This is a genomic window from Enterobacter sp. SA197, from assembly GCF_054131575.1.
Genome location: NZ_CP096393.1, coordinates 1,416,770 through 1,433,790, shown reverse-complemented (window position 1 = coordinate 1,433,790; position 17,021 = coordinate 1,416,770). Strand labels below are relative to the sequence as shown.

General features: G+C 55.0%; 15 protein-coding genes. 9 read left to right on the top strand and 6 right to left on the bottom strand.

Annotated features, from left to right (window positions below):
- Window positions 1-110: 110 nt before the first annotated feature.
- The 5 genes from entD (at window position 111) to M1D91_RS06460 (ending at window position 5,069) form a co-directional block, all read left to right on the top strand.
- Window positions 111-755, top strand: coding sequence for an enterobactin synthase subunit EntD (entD, locus tag M1D91_RS06480; protein ID WP_437434310.1), 645 nt, complete (start codon window positions 111-113; stop codon window positions 753-755).
- A gap of 134 nt (window positions 756-889) precedes the next feature.
- Entirely contained in the window at window positions 890-1,831 is a 942-nt protein-coding gene (locus tag M1D91_RS06475; protein WP_437434309.1) for a D-ribose ABC transporter substrate-binding protein, read from the top strand.
- Between the two features lie 13 nt (window positions 1,832-1,844).
- On the top strand, window positions 1,845-2,453 hold the full coding sequence (locus M1D91_RS06470) for a DUF2291 family protein (RefSeq protein ID WP_437434308.1): 609 nt from the start codon (window positions 1,845-1,847) through the stop codon (window positions 2,451-2,453).
- The gene (locus M1D91_RS06465; protein ID WP_437434307.1) at window positions 2,453-3,979 is read left to right on the top strand and encodes a sugar ABC transporter ATP-binding protein; all 1,527 of its coding nucleotides are present in this window, start codon (window positions 2,453-2,455) and stop codon (window positions 3,977-3,979) included. The genes M1D91_RS06470 and M1D91_RS06465 overlap by 1 nt, the downstream gene beginning before the upstream one ends.
- A gap of 1 nt (window position 3,980) precedes the next feature.
- Window positions 3,981-5,069 (top strand): ABC transporter permease, encoded by a 1,089-nt coding sequence (locus M1D91_RS06460; protein WP_437434306.1) that lies wholly within the window; start codon window positions 3,981-3,983, stop codon window positions 5,067-5,069.
- 57 nt (window positions 5,070-5,126) lie between these two features.
- Here M1D91_RS06460 and M1D91_RS06455 read toward each other — a convergent pair whose 3' ends face one another.
- The 5 genes from M1D91_RS06455 to M1D91_RS06435 form a co-directional block, all read right to left on the bottom strand.
- Entirely contained in the window at window positions 5,127-6,140 is a 1,014-nt protein-coding gene (locus M1D91_RS06455; RefSeq protein WP_437434305.1) for a fimbrial protein, read from the bottom strand.
- Window positions 6,141-6,176: 36 nt separating this feature from the next.
- On the bottom strand, window positions 6,177-6,878 hold the full coding sequence (locus M1D91_RS06450; RefSeq protein ID WP_457976094.1) for a fimbrial biogenesis chaperone: 702 nt from the start codon (window positions 6,876-6,878) through the stop codon (window positions 6,177-6,179).
- 358 nt (window positions 6,879-7,236) lie between these two features.
- Complete coding sequence (locus M1D91_RS06445) at window positions 7,237-8,244, bottom strand: fimbrial protein (protein ID WP_437434568.1); 1,008 nt, start codon at window positions 8,242-8,244, stop codon at window positions 7,237-7,239.
- A 35-nt stretch (window positions 8,245-8,279) separates the two neighbouring features.
- The gene (locus tag M1D91_RS06440) at window positions 8,280-8,975 is read right to left on the bottom strand and encodes a fimbrial biogenesis chaperone (protein WP_457976092.1); all 696 of its coding nucleotides are present in this window, start codon (window positions 8,973-8,975) and stop codon (window positions 8,280-8,282) included.
- Between the two features lie 368 nt (window positions 8,976-9,343).
- Window positions 9,344-10,294, bottom strand: coding sequence for a sugar-binding transcriptional regulator (locus M1D91_RS06435; protein WP_437433653.1), 951 nt, complete (start codon window positions 10,292-10,294; stop codon window positions 9,344-9,346).
- 317 nt (window positions 10,295-10,611) lie between these two features.
- Between M1D91_RS06435 and M1D91_RS06430 the strand changes: the two genes are divergently transcribed.
- Genes M1D91_RS06430 through M1D91_RS06415 form a run of 4 tightly spaced genes read left to right on the top strand, consistent with a single transcriptional unit; the run spans window position 10,612 to window position 15,378 of the window.
- Window positions 10,612-11,442 (top strand): transketolase, encoded by an 831-nt coding sequence (locus M1D91_RS06430; protein ID WP_437433652.1) that lies wholly within the window; start codon window positions 10,612-10,614, stop codon window positions 11,440-11,442.
- Entirely contained in the window at window positions 11,435-12,382 is a 948-nt protein-coding gene (locus M1D91_RS06425; RefSeq protein ID WP_437433651.1) for a transketolase family protein, read from the top strand. Before M1D91_RS06430 ends, M1D91_RS06425 begins: the two co-directional genes overlap by 8 nt.
- 35 nt (window positions 12,383-12,417) lie before the next feature.
- Window positions 12,418-13,836: an L-fucose/L-arabinose isomerase family protein gene (locus M1D91_RS06420; RefSeq protein ID WP_437433650.1), complete on the top strand. Its 1,419-nt coding sequence runs from the start codon at window positions 12,418-12,420 to the stop codon at window positions 13,834-13,836.
- 30 nt (window positions 13,837-13,866) lie between these two features.
- Window positions 13,867-15,378: an FGGY family carbohydrate kinase gene (locus M1D91_RS06415; protein ID WP_437433649.1), complete on the top strand. Its 1,512-nt coding sequence runs from the start codon at window positions 13,867-13,869 to the stop codon at window positions 15,376-15,378.
- 915 nt (window positions 15,379-16,293) lie between these two features.
- Here the strand turns inward: M1D91_RS06415 and M1D91_RS06410 are convergent.
- A complete protein-coding gene (locus M1D91_RS06410; RefSeq protein WP_437433648.1) occupies window positions 16,294-16,884 on the bottom strand; it encodes an imm11 family protein in 591 nt (196 codons plus the stop codon).
- Between the last annotated feature and the right edge of the window lie 137 nt (window positions 16,885-17,021).

The window sequence follows — 17,021 nt, the reverse complement described above, 5'->3', positions numbered from 1 at the left end:
TATCGCTGTAAAACGCAATATTACTGGGAATTCCTCAGCCCTGCGGGGAGAGGACTGCATGAGGTTTACCATGCACACATGAGGTTTACCATGCACACATGAGGTTTGCCATGCACACTCGCCACACCCTCCTCACCCTTAACGCCCGCCCTCTTCATCTCATCCGCTTCGATATCTCAACCTTTAACGATAACGATCTGCTGTGGCTTCCTCATCACCAGCAGTTGCATGACGCGGGTCGTAAGCGCAAAGCCGAGCACCTGGCCGGGCGTATTGCTGCCGTACATGCCCTACGCGAACACGCTATCAAAGCCGTGCCGGGCATCGGTGAAACGGGTGCACCACGCTGGCCCGAAGGTGTGTATGGCAGTATCAGCCACAGCGGCAGCGTTGCGCTGGCAGTTGTCGCGCCCTCGGCTGTAGGCATCGACATTGAAACGTTGTTCACCGATGCGCTGTGCCATACCTTAACGACGAGCATTATTACTCCGGCAGAACAGCGGATACTGGCCGATGCCTCCCTGCCGTTTCCTCTCGCACTGACGCTGGCATTTTCCGCGAAAGAGAGTCTTTTCAAAGCCTTTTCCCGTGACGCTCTCCCCTTCCCCGGCTTTCATAGCGCACAGGTGGTCGCACTTAACAGCCAGGCCATCCGCCTGCGTATCGACAGAAGCTTTTCCCCTCATCACGCAGGAAAATGCATTGATATAGCTTGGATTAAGCAGGAAAACCGGGTTATTACCCTCGCAGGATAATCCCCGCAGGATCGTGATCCTTTTCTCCTTTTAAGAAATTAGCCGGGTAAACCGTAGACAGTTTGCTCTTGCCGATTTATCGTTAATTTGAATAATAAATCATTATTGAATAAATATTCAATGTGGAGAAAAAGATGAAAATGACCCTACTGAAATCTGCTGTACTGGCCTCTCTGATCACCGCTTCCGGTTCGCTGTTTGCGGCGGATAACGGACTGATCGCCATTATCACCCCCTCACACGACAACCCGTTTTTCAAAGCCGAAGCCGATGGCGCGGCGGCGAAGGCCAAAGAGCTGGGCTACACCACGCTGGTGGCCTCGCATGATGATGATGTGAATAAACAAAACCAGCTGATTGAAACGGCGATTGCCCGCAAAGCCAAAGCGATAATCCTGGATAACGCCGGCGCAGATGCCACCGTAGGGCCACTGGAAAAAGCGAAAGCGGCAGGCGTTCCTGCGTTCCTGATTGATCGCGAAATTAACAAAACCGGCGTGGCTGTCGCCCAGATTGTCTCTAACAATTACCAGGGCGCGCAGCTGGGTGCAGAGAAATTCGCCAAATTGCTGAACGGCAAAGGTAAATACGTTGAACTGCTGGGCCGTCAGTCTGATACCAACGCCAGCGTACGCTCTCAGGGTTATCACGACATTCTCGACGACTACCCGGACATGAAAATGGTGGCCCAACAGACCGCCAACTGGAGCCAGACCGAAGCCTTCACCCGTATGGAAGCCATTTTGCAAACCAACCCGGACATCGTCGGGGTGATTTCCGGTAACGACACGATGGCGCTCGGTGCAGAAGCGGCACTGAAAGCCGCAGGCAAAACCAATGTGATCGTGGTGGGCTTTGACGGCAGCGACTATGTGCGCGACTCCATCATCAATAAAGGCAACATCAAAGCCACGGTTCTGCAACCGGGCTGGCAGCAGGCCCAGATGGCCGTTGAACAGGCGGATTACTTCCTGAAAAACGGCAAAGCACAGAAAGATGAAAAACAGTTAATGGACTGCATGCTGATCGATGAAAGCAACGCCAGCAAACTGAAACTCTTCAACCTGAGCAAGTGATCGCGGAGACGTTATGTCGTTAAAACAATGGGGTGCTGCATTTATAGGGTGCACCACCCTGTTGCTGACGGCCTGCACCGTGGTGGATCTGGATGAAAACGGCAAGCCAGTCATGCCTGCCGACCCGAATGCGAAAGCGAGCTTCGACAACCTGACCCCACAGCAGATCGCGCAACAAACCTGGCAAGAGCGCGTCATCGACGCATCCCATAAACATGCGCTGGACGCCACCGCACTCGCCACGCAACTGAAAACCACCAACGATAAACCACATAGCATGTTTGTCCGCCTGACCAGTCAGGTTGAAAAGGTGGACGTGAGCAACGAACGTGAGCAAAAACTAGTGATGTCGTTCAATGGCAAACCGCTGGAGATCCAACTCGGTCCGGTAGTGCGCGGGAACGCCATCCGTGATGCGACCGGCTTTAAATTTGAAGACTTTACCAACCAGGTTCAGTTTGCTCAGCTTTCACGCGCTTACAACCGTATTGCCGTGAAAGACCTGCCAGAGGTTGACGCAGGCTGGGCAGGAAAATCCGCAACCGTGGTGATGGCAGTGACGATTAACGCCGGTCAGACCCAGGATGCCGTGGCCCTGGAGCTGAAACAGGAGGGGCAGTAATGAGCGATATTCCAGAGGATGACATTATCCTGCGTACGCGCGGCATTTCGATGCTCTTTCCCGGCACTATCGCGCTGGATAACGTGGATTACAACGTCTGGCGCGGCAAAGTCAACGTGATAATCGGCGAGAACGGCGCAGGGAAATCCACCCTGATGAAGATCCTCGCCGGTGTGCAGCAGCCGAGTCTGGGTGAAATCGAACTCAACGGCAAGCCCGTGCATATTTCCAGTACCCGCGCCGCCGCGGCACTCGGTATTGGCATGGTTCACCAGGAACTGAATCTGTTTGAAAACCTCAACGTGGCGGAGAACATTTTTCTCGGTCGCGAACTGCAAAAAGGGGTGACCCCCATTAATGAGGCCGAGCAGGAGAGACGCACCGCTGAACTGCTCAAGCGCCTCGATCAGCCCATCTCGCCAAAGGCGTTGGTGGGCAATCTGAAAGTGGGCCAACAACAACTGGTAGAGATTGCCAAAGCGCTGGCGGAAGACGCGGACATTCTGATCCTTGATGAACCGACCTCGGCATTGAGTAAAACGGAGGTGGAGATTCTCTTTCGCGTGATCCGCGAACTGACCCGCCAGGGAGTTTCGATTATCTATATCTCGCACCGCTTAGAAGAGCTGATGGCAATTGGCGATGTCATCACCATTTTGCGTGATGGCAAATTCCAGGCCGAAGCGAAGGTGTGTGATATCGACGTGCCCTGGATTGTGCGTGAAATGCTCGGCAGCGATCCGGTCAGCAACTTCCTGACGCCGGGGCGTACCTTTGGCGCACCGGTACTGGAGGCCGAGCACATTACCTGTGTGAACAGTGCCGGGAATACGGTGGTTGACGATGTGACCTTCAAGGTGCACAGCGGCGAAATTGTCGGCATTTACGGGCTGATGGGGGCCGGGCGTACCGAGCTGTTTGAATGCATGCTCGGCACGGAGCGCAACTATCTGGGCAAGTTGTGGCTCGACAGCAAACCCGTGCCACAGCGGCTGGCCACCGCCGACCGCATCCGCATGGGCATGAGTCTGGTGCCGGAGGACCGTAAACGCACCGGCATCTTCCCGATTTCCTCGGTTGCGACCAACCTGACCATCGCCAGCTTATGGCGACGGCTGCAGCGCGGCTTCACCATCTCGGAAAAAGAGGAGCAGGCGGTGGTCGCCAGCACCATCGGCAGTCTGTCGATTAAGGTTTCAACACCAGAGGTGGAGATTCAGGCGCTGAGCGGCGGTAACCAGCAAAAAGTGGTGATTGGTCGCTCCCTGTTGACCAACCCGAAAGTGCTGTTCCTGGATGAACCCACGCGGGGGATCGACGTGGGTGCCAAAGCCGATGTGTTTCGCATGATGGTGCAGCTCTCGGAACAGGGTATTGCGGTGGTCTTCTCCACCTCGGATCTGAAAGAAATCATGGCGGTATCTGACCGCATTCTGGTGATGTCCGGCGGAAAACTGACCGCCGATATCGTACGCGATCGGGCCGAAGAATCGGCACTGGTAACGGCAAGTGCTCAGGGGTTCTGATATGAAAACAACGCAATCTGTGGCCGTGGCTCCGCGAGCGGGCGCGTCATTGTCACGCGAAAGTATTCTGCTTTTACTGTTGAAGCTGCGCACCTTTATCGCACTGTTCCTGATAGTGGGCTTCTTTACCGCCACGGTGCCGGGCTTTTTGTCGACGGGCAGTCTGGTCATCATGATCAAGCACATTGCCATTAACGCCTTCCTGGCCCTGGGGATCACCTTCGTCATCATCACCGCGGGCATCGATCTCTCCATCGGCGCCACCCTGGGTCTGTGCGGGATGATCGCCGGCTGGATGATCACTAAAGGTATTGTGTTGCCGATGTTTGGCATCGCCATTTTCCCCAGTGTATGGGTGATTGTGCCGCTGGTGCTGCTGATTGGCGGGGCGATAGGGGCGGTGAACGGCTGGATAATCACCCGTTATAACGTCGCCCCGTTTATCTGTACGCTCGGCACCATGTACGTGCTGCGGGGTGCGGCCATGCTGACCTCGGACGGGCAGACCTTCCCCGGCCTGTCGGGTAACCCGCAGTTGGGTAACACCGGGTTTGATGAGATTGGCGCAGGCACGCTGTTCGGCATTCCCTGGGCCATCTGGCTGATGATTGTGCTGGCGCTGGTCATTGCCTATGTTGCCCGCCGCCTGCCCTTTGGCCGTCACGTTTATGCGATTGGCGACAACGAACGTGCGGCGGAGTTGTCTGGCGTGAAGGTAAAGCAGGTCAAAATCTGGGTCTATACCATTTCCGGTTTATGCGCCGCCCTGGCAGGCATTGTGGTCTCCGCCCAGCTTCTGGCGAGCCATCCGGCCAACGGCACCGCCTTTGAAATGAACGCCATCGCCGCGGTGGTGCTCGGCGGCACGTCACTGGCGGGCGGGCGCGGCACCGTGCTCGGCACCTTAATTGGCGCCTTTGTGATTGGCTTCCTCGCCGATGGCCTGGTGATGATGGGCGTCAGCGAGTTCTGGCAGATGGTGATCAAAGGGATTGTGATTATTGTGGCGGTCATCATCGATCAGATGCAAAACCGGATGCAGCAGAAAGCGGCCGTGGTGGCGCAAAAAGCGGTGATGGAGAAAAAGTAGATTGACCGCGCTCCCGGTGGGTTTGCCGGATAAGGTGTCGTTTATCCGGCAAATGCATTACTGATAGGTCATGGTGAATTCAAGCGCGGAATCTGCATCGCCACTGGTGATGTCAGAGGCGGTCTGGATATAGCGCGCCTTCATCGGGATGGTGTGGCTGCCTACCGTGGTGCTGACGGCGGTGTTGAACGGCACCAGGGTGTCGTTGGCATAGAGCACCTGCACCCCGATGCCGCTGGCGGTGCCAGGGCCACCCTTCACGGTGATGTGCTGGGTGGGCAGGCCGCTGTTTTCCAGGGTAATGCCCGACGCGGGTTTAAAGGTGTATTTCACCGCATTCAGCCCGGCATCGCAGTTATTGATGGCAAAAGTGAAGGCGGTCGACGCGCTGGTGGAGCCGATACCGCTGAATTCCGATTGCGGATGCTTGCCCAGCGGTACGCTCAGGCTGGGGGTCACGCAGCCGGGGACTTTGACATCCGGGGAGTCGGAGATGTTTAGGGTGCTGTAGAGCACCCCGAGCCCGTTTCCCGTGTCAGTCGGTGAAGTTGACATCCAAATCTCAACAAAATTTTTTGGAAATAACAATTCACCTGACGAGATATCCCCCGTCTTGTAAAACTCTATTACAAAACCAAACACACCATGCCAGTATGCTGATCCTCCTGAAGTTAGCGCCAAAATTCCAGGCTCATCCGGCAATTTTACATACGGCATCCCAAAATAACGTGTTCTTACCTTCACGCCAATCCCCGCCACACCGGAACTGACCACTCCTTCCGGGATACCAGGGCCAGTGACGGCCGAGCGCCCCGTATCGTAGCCGTACTGGTACTTTAGATAGCCAGGGCCCGAACAATTGAGATAAGTAGGTGCCGTATCTTGTACTGCGACGCTTTTCAGCAGCGTCCCGACCGCAGCGCCCGCCGGAACAGAGAAGGTGTCAATGGTAACGTCACGGGCAGTCGCACTACTGCCACTGTTGATGCTGCACCCTGCCCACCCCTGTCCGCTCAGGACGCATAATCCCACGACAGCTGACACGCCACAAAGCAGCTTTACTGTTTTCATTTTCATCTTCCCTCACGAAAAAGAATGTACGACGGCCTACCGCCCCCATGTCGCCTGATGGTGGTGCTGACCGCCGTGGTCATCAATGGTGGTAAAAAAGAGCCTGCCGCCTGTCAGTTGCCCGGTCCTGGCCTGCACGGTAAAGCGCTGCTGGCCTTTCGCCGGGCACATTCCGCTCTGGCGTTCATCTTCACTGTTCACCGTTTTTGTCAGCCCTACGTGGTTAAACGAAACGGTAAACGCCGATGGGTTTTGGCACTCCAGGGCATAACCCTGACTGGTCTGCACCAGACGCCAGCGCAGTTGCGTGACAGCCTCTTTTGGGGAACCCGGCAGCCCCGCCGGGCGGTAGAACAATTTGAGGCGCGAGCGCACGGTGAGCTGGATATGGTCGGCTTTGCCCGCAGGCTTCGGTGGGATTTCCAGTACGTTCAGCCAGAACACCGACTCCCGGTCCCGGGGCACGGCACCACCGGTGAACATAATGCGCAGCGACTGGCCTTTGCCAGGGTTCAGCCGGAAGACCGGCGGCAGGATGATAAACGGCACTTTCGCCGTGTCTGCGTTGTCGTTCTCAATCCAGGTCTGGATCAGGCGCGGAGCGGGGTCTTTGCTGGTGACGGCGAGCGTGACCTCGCGCTTACCCGCCGGGTAGATCACCCGGGTGCTGGCAAGCTGGATACCGGCATGAGCATCGCAGATCAATAAAAGAACCAGCAAAAGCCATCCGTTTTTCACGCCCCTCTCCCTGTGGTTATGTATTTCGCGGAAACAGATTATGGTCCGTGAAATAGGGTGAATCTGGCGGGAGAGCGTACAGGCGCAGGTATCGATGGAAGGGAAATTATTTACCGGGATTTTAACAAAATCCCGCCGGGGCGTTATATCTGGCCGGGCCGTTGTGAAACGCGTTTTGGTATCAGAATGTTTTCCCTGACCCTGATAATGGTCAGTGGTGTGTATGACCAGGATGTTGTAGTAAAACCGGTATTAAGGCAATGGTTGCGAACATGCCCGTTGCCATTAATTACACTTTATTATTCCGGCGGCATGACATATTCATGCCGGATAAGATTTCCTCTGTCCGGCATATGTTTTACTGATAGGTCATGGTGAATTCAAGCGCGGAATCGGCATCGCCACTGGTGATGTCAGAGGCGGTCTGGATATAGCGCGCCTTCATCGGGATAGTGTGGCTGCCTGCCGTGGTGCTGACGGCGGTGTTAAACGGTACCAGGGTGTCGTTGGCGTAGAGCACCTGCACCCCGATGCCGCTGGCGGTGCCGGGGCCACCCTTCACGGTGAGGTGCTGGGTGGGCAGCCCGCTGTTTTCCAGGGTAATGCCCGAGGCAGGTTTAAAGGTGTATTTCACCGCGTTCAGCCCGGCGTCGCAGTTGTTGATAGCAAAGGTGAAGGCGGTCGAGGCGCTGGTGGAGCCGATACCGCTGAACTCCGATTGCGGATGTTTACCCAGCGGTACGCTCAGGCTGGGGGTCACGCAGCCGGGGACTTTGACATCCGGGGTGCCGGAGATGTTTAGGGTGCTGTAGAGTACGCCAAACCCGTTTCCCGTGTCAGTCGGTGAAGTTGATGCCCAGAGCTCAATAAAGTTTTTAGGAAATAACAATTCGCCCGGCGTGATATCCCCTGTCTTGTAAAATTCTATTTTGGTATTAAGTGCGTTTGCCCAGGGGGTCACGCTCGAACCGCCTACCTGAGCCCCTAACACGCTGGGCAATTTTGCGTAGGGAATTGTAGTATTGGCGGTGACCTTCACTCCGATGCCCTCCACCCCGGAACTGACCACACCAACAGGGATCCCCGAACCGGTGATTGCCGAGCGCCCTGTACCGTAGCCATACTGGAACCTGAAGTAAGCTTGGCCTGAACATGAAATCCAGGTGATTGCCGTATTTGGCACTGCGACCGTTTTCAGCAGCGTCCCGACCGTTGCACCAGGCGGAACCGAGAGTGTGCCAATCGTAACTTCACGGGCAGTCGCAGCACTTTCGCTGATTATCTCACACCCTGCCCACCCCTGCCCACTCAGGACGCATAACCCCACGACGGTTGACACGTTAATAATCAGTTTTAAGCTGTTCATTTTCATCCTCCCTTACGAAAAAAGAACGTGGCGACTCAGCGGCTCAGGGTCGCCTGATGGTGGTGCTGACCGCCATAGTCATCGATGGTGGTAAAAAAGAGCGTCCCGCCTCTTAGTTGCGCGGGTGTGGGCTGCACGGTAAAACGCTGCTGGCCCTTTGCCGGGCACATCCCGCTCTGGCGTTCATCTTCACTTTCCGCCTTCTCTGTCAGCCCGACATGGTTAAACGAAACGATAAACGCCGACGGGTTCTGGCACTCCAGGGCGACCTGCTGCCCGTTCTGGATTAAATGCCAGCGCAGTTGCGTGACAGCCTCTTTCGGGGTGCCCGGCAGACCCGCCGGGCGGTAGAACAATTTCAGGCGCGAGCGCACGGTGAGCTGGATATGGTCGGCTTTGCCCGATGGCTTCGGTGGGATTTCCAGTACGTTCAGCCAGAACACTGATTCGCGGTCATGGGGCACGGCACCGCCGGTGAACATAATGCGCAGCGACTGGCCTTTGCCGGGGTTCAGCCGGAAGACCGGCGGCAGGATGATAAACGGCACTTTTTCCGTTCCGTCGGCATCCAGCCAGGTCTGGATCAGGCGCGGAGCGGGGTCTTTGCTGGTGACGGCGAGCGTGACCTCGCGCTTACCCGCCGGGTAGATCACCCGGGTGCTGGCAAGCTGGATACCGGCATGAGCATCGCAGATCAATAAAAGAACCAGCAAAAGCCATCCGTTTTTCACGCCCCTCTCCCTGTGGTTATGTATTTCGCGGAAACAGATTATGGTCCGTGAAATAGGGTGAATCTGGCGGGAGAGCGTACAGGCGCAGGTATCGATGGAAGGGAAATTATTTACCGGGATTTTAGCAAAATCCCGCCGGGGGGCTGGTGATGGATGATGGGTGGCAACAGCAAATTGGTGTCGGAATGTTTTTGAAAAAACCGTTATTTCCAGAAAGAGAATGACCGGAAGGAGACCGTTGTGGGGAGAGTAAAGGGAGTTTCGCGAGAGTTTCCGTCTTGTTTAATTACACTTTATCTGCCTCGTCACGCATCATGCCGGATAGCCCCTCGCTTATCCGGCATGCCGTTGTGGTACTCAGCGTTACGTTAGCTTTTCACCAGACTGCGCGCCGTCGGGTAGTCTGTTATCAGCACGTCAATGTAATTACCCTGCAGGGCACCGCGAATGGCATTCTGCTTATCGGCCCCGCCTGCCAGCGCAATCACCTGTTTACAGGCGCGAATTTGCTCCAGCTCCATGCCAATAACCGGATCTTCTTCATGACTGAGCACCGGCTTACCGGCTGCGTCGTAGTAGTGAAGGCAAATATCCCCTACCGCGCCACGCTCTGAAAGCAGCTGCAGCATGTCTTCGTTGTAGTAGTTGCCGGAGTTTTTCAGTAACTGCGACGGTTCCAGTTCCCCGATGCCGACAATCGCCACGTCCACCTCAGCAAATTTCGCCACCACCGCAGCCACATCGGGGCTGTTGACCAGACGTGTGCGTTCTTCCACCGAGTGTTCGATGCTTTGTGACGGCAATAGCCAGGCCGGGCAGCCCAGATGAGCAGAAAGCTGTTGAGTGAGGATGGTGGCCTGCACATTGCCGTTTGGTCCCACTCCGCCGAGAAGTTGTATCACCCCCGCAGCACGGATGTTCTGCGGATGCATTTCATCGACCATGCAGCGAATGGTGCTACTCCAGGCAGAGATGCCGACCAGATCCTCCGGGCGCACGCGGGTTTCAACATAGTGAGCTGCTGCGCTGCCGATAGCGTGTTTAATCTGGCTACTGGTGGGATTCTCACCCACGTCCACCACAATCGCCTGGCGGATGCCATACTGCTGTTCAATCGCTTTTTCCAGCGAGACAAAAATATTGGTGGGCTGCACCACGGTGATTTTTACCAGCCCCTCTTTTTGACAGCGGGTCAGCGCGCGTGAGACAAATGACTGAGACAAATTCATCAGAGAGGCAATCTCGGACTGTTTTTTGTTCTCGTTGTAGTAAAGCGTCGCGATTTTCACCAGCAGACGCTGCTCATCCTGCTTCGACATAGATTTCCCCTTAATCCTACTCTCGTCATTTTTATTCATAGCCGAATAGATAACAAGCCACGGCTGAGGTTCGTGCAGGATCCAAATGTGATCGTTTTCTCCTTTCTCTCAAATTTGCGCTGACCAGGCGTAGACAAAGCCTCTTTCTGGGCATATCTTTAACCATGAATAATAAATCAGTAGTGAATATTTATTCCGAGTGCATTAAAACCTGTCTTAAGACCTTGCGATAACTGATGCAGTGTCCCTTGCAGGCGCACTTTTTCACCCTGATTGAATATTTATTCAATACAGATTATACATTCAAGAGGTGGACTATGAATCCGTTTTCGCTCTCTGTAGAAGAGCTTGAAAAAAAAGCACGCGCGGTTCGTCGGCGCATTATTGTGCTGAACGCTGAAAGCCCGGCTGGTGGGCACACGGGTGCTGATTTGTCGCAGGTGGAACTCCTGACCGCCCTCTATTTCCGCATTCTGAACTGCTCGCCGGACACGGCAGACAGCGACGAGCGTGACATTTATATCCAGTCAAAAGGTCATGCGGTCGGCGGCTACTACTGCGTACTGGCAGAAGCCGGGTTCATCCCCGTCGACTGGCTCTCTACCTATCAACATGCCGACTCACACCTGCCGGGCCACCCGGTGAAGCATAAAACCCCCGGCATTGAACTGAACACCGGGGCGCTGGGCCACGGTCTGCCTGTCGCGGTGGGCATTGCGCTGGCCGCAAAACGCAGCAACAGCACGCGTCGCGTCTTTGCCATTACCGGTGACGGTGAACTGGCTGAAGGCAGTAACTGGGAAGCCGCGCTGGTCGCCGCCCATTATCAGCTTGATAACCTGATTATTATCAATGACAAGAACAATTTACAGCTGGCTGGTTCAACCAAAGAGATCATGAACACCGATCCGCTGGATGAGAAATGGCGCGCCTTCGGTATGCAGGTGACCGAATGTAAGGGTAACGACATGGCTGACGTGGTGGCGACGCTGGAAGGGTTGCAGCCTGGCGGTAAACCGCACGTGGTGATTGCCCATACCACCAAAGGCGCGGGCGTCTCCTTCATTCAGGGACGTCCCGAGTGGCACCACCGCGTGCCGAAAGGCGAAGAAGTTGAACTGGCGCTGGAGGAACTGAAAGATGAGTAACAGCGAACACCTCGCCACCGTGATGGTGAATGCGTTTATCGATGCGGTCGAAAATGGCGTGGATCTGATACCGGTGGTAGCAGATTCGACCTCAACGGCTAAAATCGCCCCCTTTATGAAGAAGTTTCCCGGTCGCCTGGTGAACGTGGGTATCGCGGAGCAGACCCTGGTCGGCGCAGCCGCTGGCCTCGCGATTGGTGGCAAAGTGGCGGTAACCTGTAACGCCGCACCGTTTTTGATCTCCCGCGCCAACGAGCAGATCAAGGTCGATATTTGCTACAACAACACCAACGTGAAGCTGTTTGGCCTGAATGCGGGAGCCAGCTACGGCCCGCTCGCCAGTACCCACCACAGCATTGACGATATCGCCGTGCTGCGCGGCTTTGGCAATATCGAAATTTACGCCCCCTCCTGCCCGGTCGAGTGCCGCCAGATCATTGATTACGCCCTGGCGCACGTGGGTCCGGTTTACATCCGTCTGGATGGTAAAGCCCTGCCGGAACTCCATGACGAACATTACCGCTTTGCGCCAGGCCAGATTGACGTACTGCGGCAGGGTCAGGATGTTGCGCTGGTCGCGATGGGTTCAACGGTGCATGAAATTGTCGAGGCCGCCACACAACTGTCAGCACAGGGTATTGAGGCCAGTGTTATCAGTGTACCGTCTATTCGCCCCTGCAATACATCACAACTGCTGGACGCGCTGAAAACCTGCAAAGCCGTGGTGAGCGTTGAAGAGCACAACGTGAATGGCGGTGTGGGTAGCCTGGTGGCAGAAGTGCTGGCTGAAGCAGGGTGCGCACTCCCGTTGCGTCGACTGGGCATTCAGGATGGACAGTATGCCATCGCCGCCGATCGCGCCTCGACCCGCGCCCGTCATGAAATTGATGCGGCTGGCGTCGTAAAACATGCCCGGCAGATCTTACTGAACCGGCAATAAAAACAATAAAGCACATCTTACTGGAGAGTATTGCAATGTCCCGAATTCCTCAAAAACTGACAATGGCGGTTATTATCGGCAACCGTGGGTTCTTCCCAAGCTACCTGGTGGCAGAAGCCCGTGAGCACGCTGTCGCCCTCTTCGACCGTCTGGGCATCAACACCATTATGCTGGATGAGACGCAAACGGAACTGGGGGGCGTGGAGACGCGTCAGGATGCAAAAGTGTGCGCCGAGCTGTTCCGTGCACATCGCGATGAAATCCACGGCGTGGTGGTGCTGCTGCCTAACTTTGGCGACGAGAAAGCCATTGCGGAAACCCTGCGTCTTTCTGGTCTGAACGTGCCGGTACTGGTCCAGGCTGAAGAGGATAATCTCGACAAAATGGGGCTGGCGACCCGTCGCGACAGCTTCTGCGGCAAAATCTCCCTGTGCAACAACCTGCGTCAGTACGGCATTCCTTTTACCCTGACGACCCAGCACGTCTGCGCGGTCAACGGTGAGATCTTTGAGCAGGACCTCAAGCGCTTCGAGCAAGTTTGCCGTGTGGTAAGCAGCATGCGCGGCGTGCGTGTCGGTGCGATTGGCGCACGTCCGGCGGGCTTTAACACCGTGCGTTACAGTGAAAAACTGCTGGAGCGTTTAGGCATTGCCGTGGAGACACTCGATCTTTCGGAAGTCTTCACCCGCATAAAAACCCTGCGTGACGATGACATCCGCGTGGATGAAAAACGGCGTCTGCTGCTGGATAACGCCGACGCCAGCCGCATCCCGGCGGAAAAACTGGTCACCATGGCAAAACTGTTTGTGGTCATCAGCGAATGGGTCACCGCCAACGATATCGATACCACTGCTATTCAGTGCTGGACGTCATTGCAGGAAAACCTCGGCATTAACGTCTGCTCTATTATGAGCGTGATGTCCGGTCAGCTGATGCCGTCCGCCTGCGAAGTGGACGTGATGGGTGCGCTGTCGATGTATGCGCTGGCCAGTGCCAACATGAGCCCGGCCTCGATTGCTGACTGGAACAACAACTTCGGCGACGATCGCGACAAATGCGTGCTCTTTCACTGCGGCAACTTCGCCTCGGCCAGTCTGGAGTCCCCGCACATGGGCACTGCCGATATCATCGGTACTACCGTCGGCAAAGAGAACACCTGCGGGGCCGTACATGGTCGCCTGAAAGCAGGCTCCCTCACCTATTTCCGTCTGAGCACCGACGATCTGACGGGCGAAATTAAGGCCTACGTTGGCGAAGGTCAGTCGGTGAACGATCCGCTCGACACCGTCGGCTGCCGCGCCGTTATCCAGGTTCCTCGTCTGGAAGAGTTGCTCTCCTTTATTTGCCGCAATGGTTTTGAGCACCACGTCGCCATGAACCATGCTGCCAGCGGACAGGTTCTGCACGAAGCCTTTACCCGTTATCTCAACGTTGACACCTACCTGCACCGGTAATGCGCAGGTTTGGGCTCAGGGAGAAAGGTCATGTCGAAAGAGATTGTTATCGCGCTGGATGAAGGCACTACCAACGCCAAAGCCGTGGCGCTGGATGCAAGCGGGCATGTGGTGGCGAAAGCCTCCCGTGCGTTAACCATCCAGACGCCGCGCGAAGGTTGGGTGGAGCAGTCGGGCGAAACGCTGCTGGCGGCCTCGCTGGCGGTGATTCGCCAGGTGGTGGAACGCGTAGGGGCAGAACATGTTGCCGCACTGGCCATCAGTAACCAGCGGGAAACCGCGATGGGCTGGTATCGGGCGAGCAGCCAGCCTTTAGGCCCGGCGATAAGCTGGCAGTGTTCGCGCACGGCGGATTTTTGCCACGCACTGCGTGTTGAGGGAAAAGAGGACAGGATTAAAGCGGTGACCGGCCTGCCGGTCGCCCCGCTCTTTTCAGCGTCCAAAATGCGCTGGCTGCTGGAATCTGTCCCGCACGGCAATCTGCTGGCTCAACAGGGCGAAATTTGCCTTGGCACCATCGACAGCTGGCTGCTGTGGAACCTGACAGGCGGCGAGGCGTTTTGCTGTGATTATTCCAATGCGTCGCGCACCCAGTTGCTGAGCCTCAGCACCGCTGACTGGGATGCCGAAATGCTGGCGCTGTTCCAGATCCCGCGCCAGGCGCTGCCAGAGATCCGCCCCTCCAGCGGACTTTTTGGTCACACCAAAGGGCTTGAAGGCATCCCGGACGGGATACCGGTAATGGCGATGACAGGTGATTCACATGCCGCCCTGTTTGCTCACGGTCTGGGTGCGGCGGGCTGTGTCAAAGCCACCTATGGTACGGGTTCTTCGGTGATGGCCCCCGTAACCTCGGCACAGTGCGAGGTGAAATCCCTTGCCACCACCGTGGCCTGGCACGACGGCGACAGCCTGGTCTTCGGGCTGGAGGGCAATATTCCACATACCGGTGATGCGGTAGCGTGGATGGTGGAAAGCACGGGCCTGAGTGAACTGCCGGAAGCTGAACTCGCTCAGGCGCTGAATACGCTACCGGCCTCGGTGGACTCCACGCTCGGCGTCTACTTTGTGCCAGCGCTGACCGGGCTTGGTGCCCCCTGGTGGGATGAAAATGCGCGTGGGCTGATTCATGGCTTAAGTCGCGGCGTTAAACGCGCCCATCTGGTGCGGGCCGCGCTGGAGTCTATTACTTATCAGATTGCGGATGTGGTGGTGGCTATGCGCCAGCACGGCGATTTCGCTCTGAAGGCGCTCATGGTTGACGGTGGCCCCACCAAAAACGACTGGCTGATGCAGTACCAGGCCGACCTGCTCGGCTGCCCGGTCATGCGCAGCGACGTGCCGGAACTCTCGGCAATGGGGGCTGCTCTGCTGGCGCGTAAGGCGTTATTAAAGGTGGATACCGAACAGTTGCGCCAGTATCTGCCTGAGCATGTCACCTTTACCCCGGATACCGCTCGCCACGGTCGGCTGCAACAGCGCTGGCACGAATGGCAATGCGCGGTGCAGCTTGCCCGCACGCAAAAAACGCAGGCGAGCTGAAACGCTTGGGGGGAAGGCGCAAGCCTGAGAAGACAAATTGCGGGGGTGGCTCTCCGCAAAAAATCAGCAACGCCGTTATCTGCCATCTTTCATTGCGTAAACAGGAACAGCCTTACACGCTGTATCCGCTGGTGTAAATCCCCTCCTGAGCGAGCCGCGAACCAACCGCGTGAAACCCGTTGCTGTCATACCCATTATGACGATCGTCACCATGAAAATTAAGCGTGCGTGAACGCAGCCGGAAACTTAATCGTCCCGATTGCCAGGCATACCCTCACTGTCGGCGCTCTGCGGGTGAAGAATAATGTGAGAGATTGCGCACATGGCAGGAATTGCGCCGCAAGGCGGGACTCAATGGTTTTGGACAGAATGGTGGGAACCGAATGTTCGCTCTGTGTCAGGAGTGGTCATCCAAAGCTGAACAGAACTAACGCAACGAGGTCATCGCGCCATTATCAACATTCAAATTTTTTTGAGTTTAAAAAGCCTTCAGAGATTTTCGTATATAAAGTTGCACAACATTGGTCTTTTAAGCTGAGAAGACTGCCTTGCAACGCTACGTTACTGGAACAGCTCAGCGATTGAAGCGGTTGCCGGTCTGTTTTCGCTGTTGTATGCGGTGAATTTTTCTGCCTGGTTTGTTGTTTTCTCAAAACGTACCCTTCAGCCGTTGCGGCAAAACACAGAACTGCATTTCTTTCTGCTGGTTACGCTGATTGTCTTGTTACATCCAGTCCCCATAGCATTGGAGCCGTGGAAGTTATTATGAAAGTGAAAATTTCACTTTCAGAGAGATATTTTATGTGGTGAATAAGGGTTTACCAATAAAGAGCCGGTGGGAAGCCTTACCCGGCCATTAACAATAAAACTATACTTAATTTTATTTTTTCTCAGTGAATTAAACTCATAATATATTTAACTTATCTCACATATGGTTCTGTTTTCATACGTCAGATCAATTGCGCGATAGAATTTGATACCCTTCAATTCAGCCTTTAAGATCGCCGACTTTATTTTTTCACTAATCACGATTAAATTATGCCATTCATTGCATCTGATAATATTATACTCATCAGCTCTATCTTCTAATATTACTGCATATAAAAACAGATAGTTAGGATGATTTGGGTCGAAGTTTGTCAGCTCATATTCGCTTTTATTCATGTCACAACAATCTATCTTTACTATAGGATTTATCACACTAAAACCATCTAAAATATCGTTCCCAAACATTATTTGAGCATCAAAAAACTCAACTTCCGTTGCTGTTTCACGTTCGAGAATAGACCTGAGTTGTCGGCTAACCAACTCTGGCCCTGTTGAAGAAAGCATGTGGCAATTTTTTATTTTATTAAAACTGGCTTTATTCCTGGCTTTATATTTTAATGTATGATCAAGACCATCAAGGCTGAGACCTTCATTAAATAACGAGTAATCTGTAGATACATCATGGAGATAGTCAACCAAGTTATATGTATTTTCTTCTGCTGAGATTATATAATTCATTTTTTCACCTCCTTTCAACAGGCGCGGTTTAACGTAATTAATCTGCGATAGAAAAACCGACGGCGTGACTCTCGACGACTGCCACATCCGGTTTGCCCTGTTCGGGAGCCGGTGCGGACTGGGAAGCACATTACGCA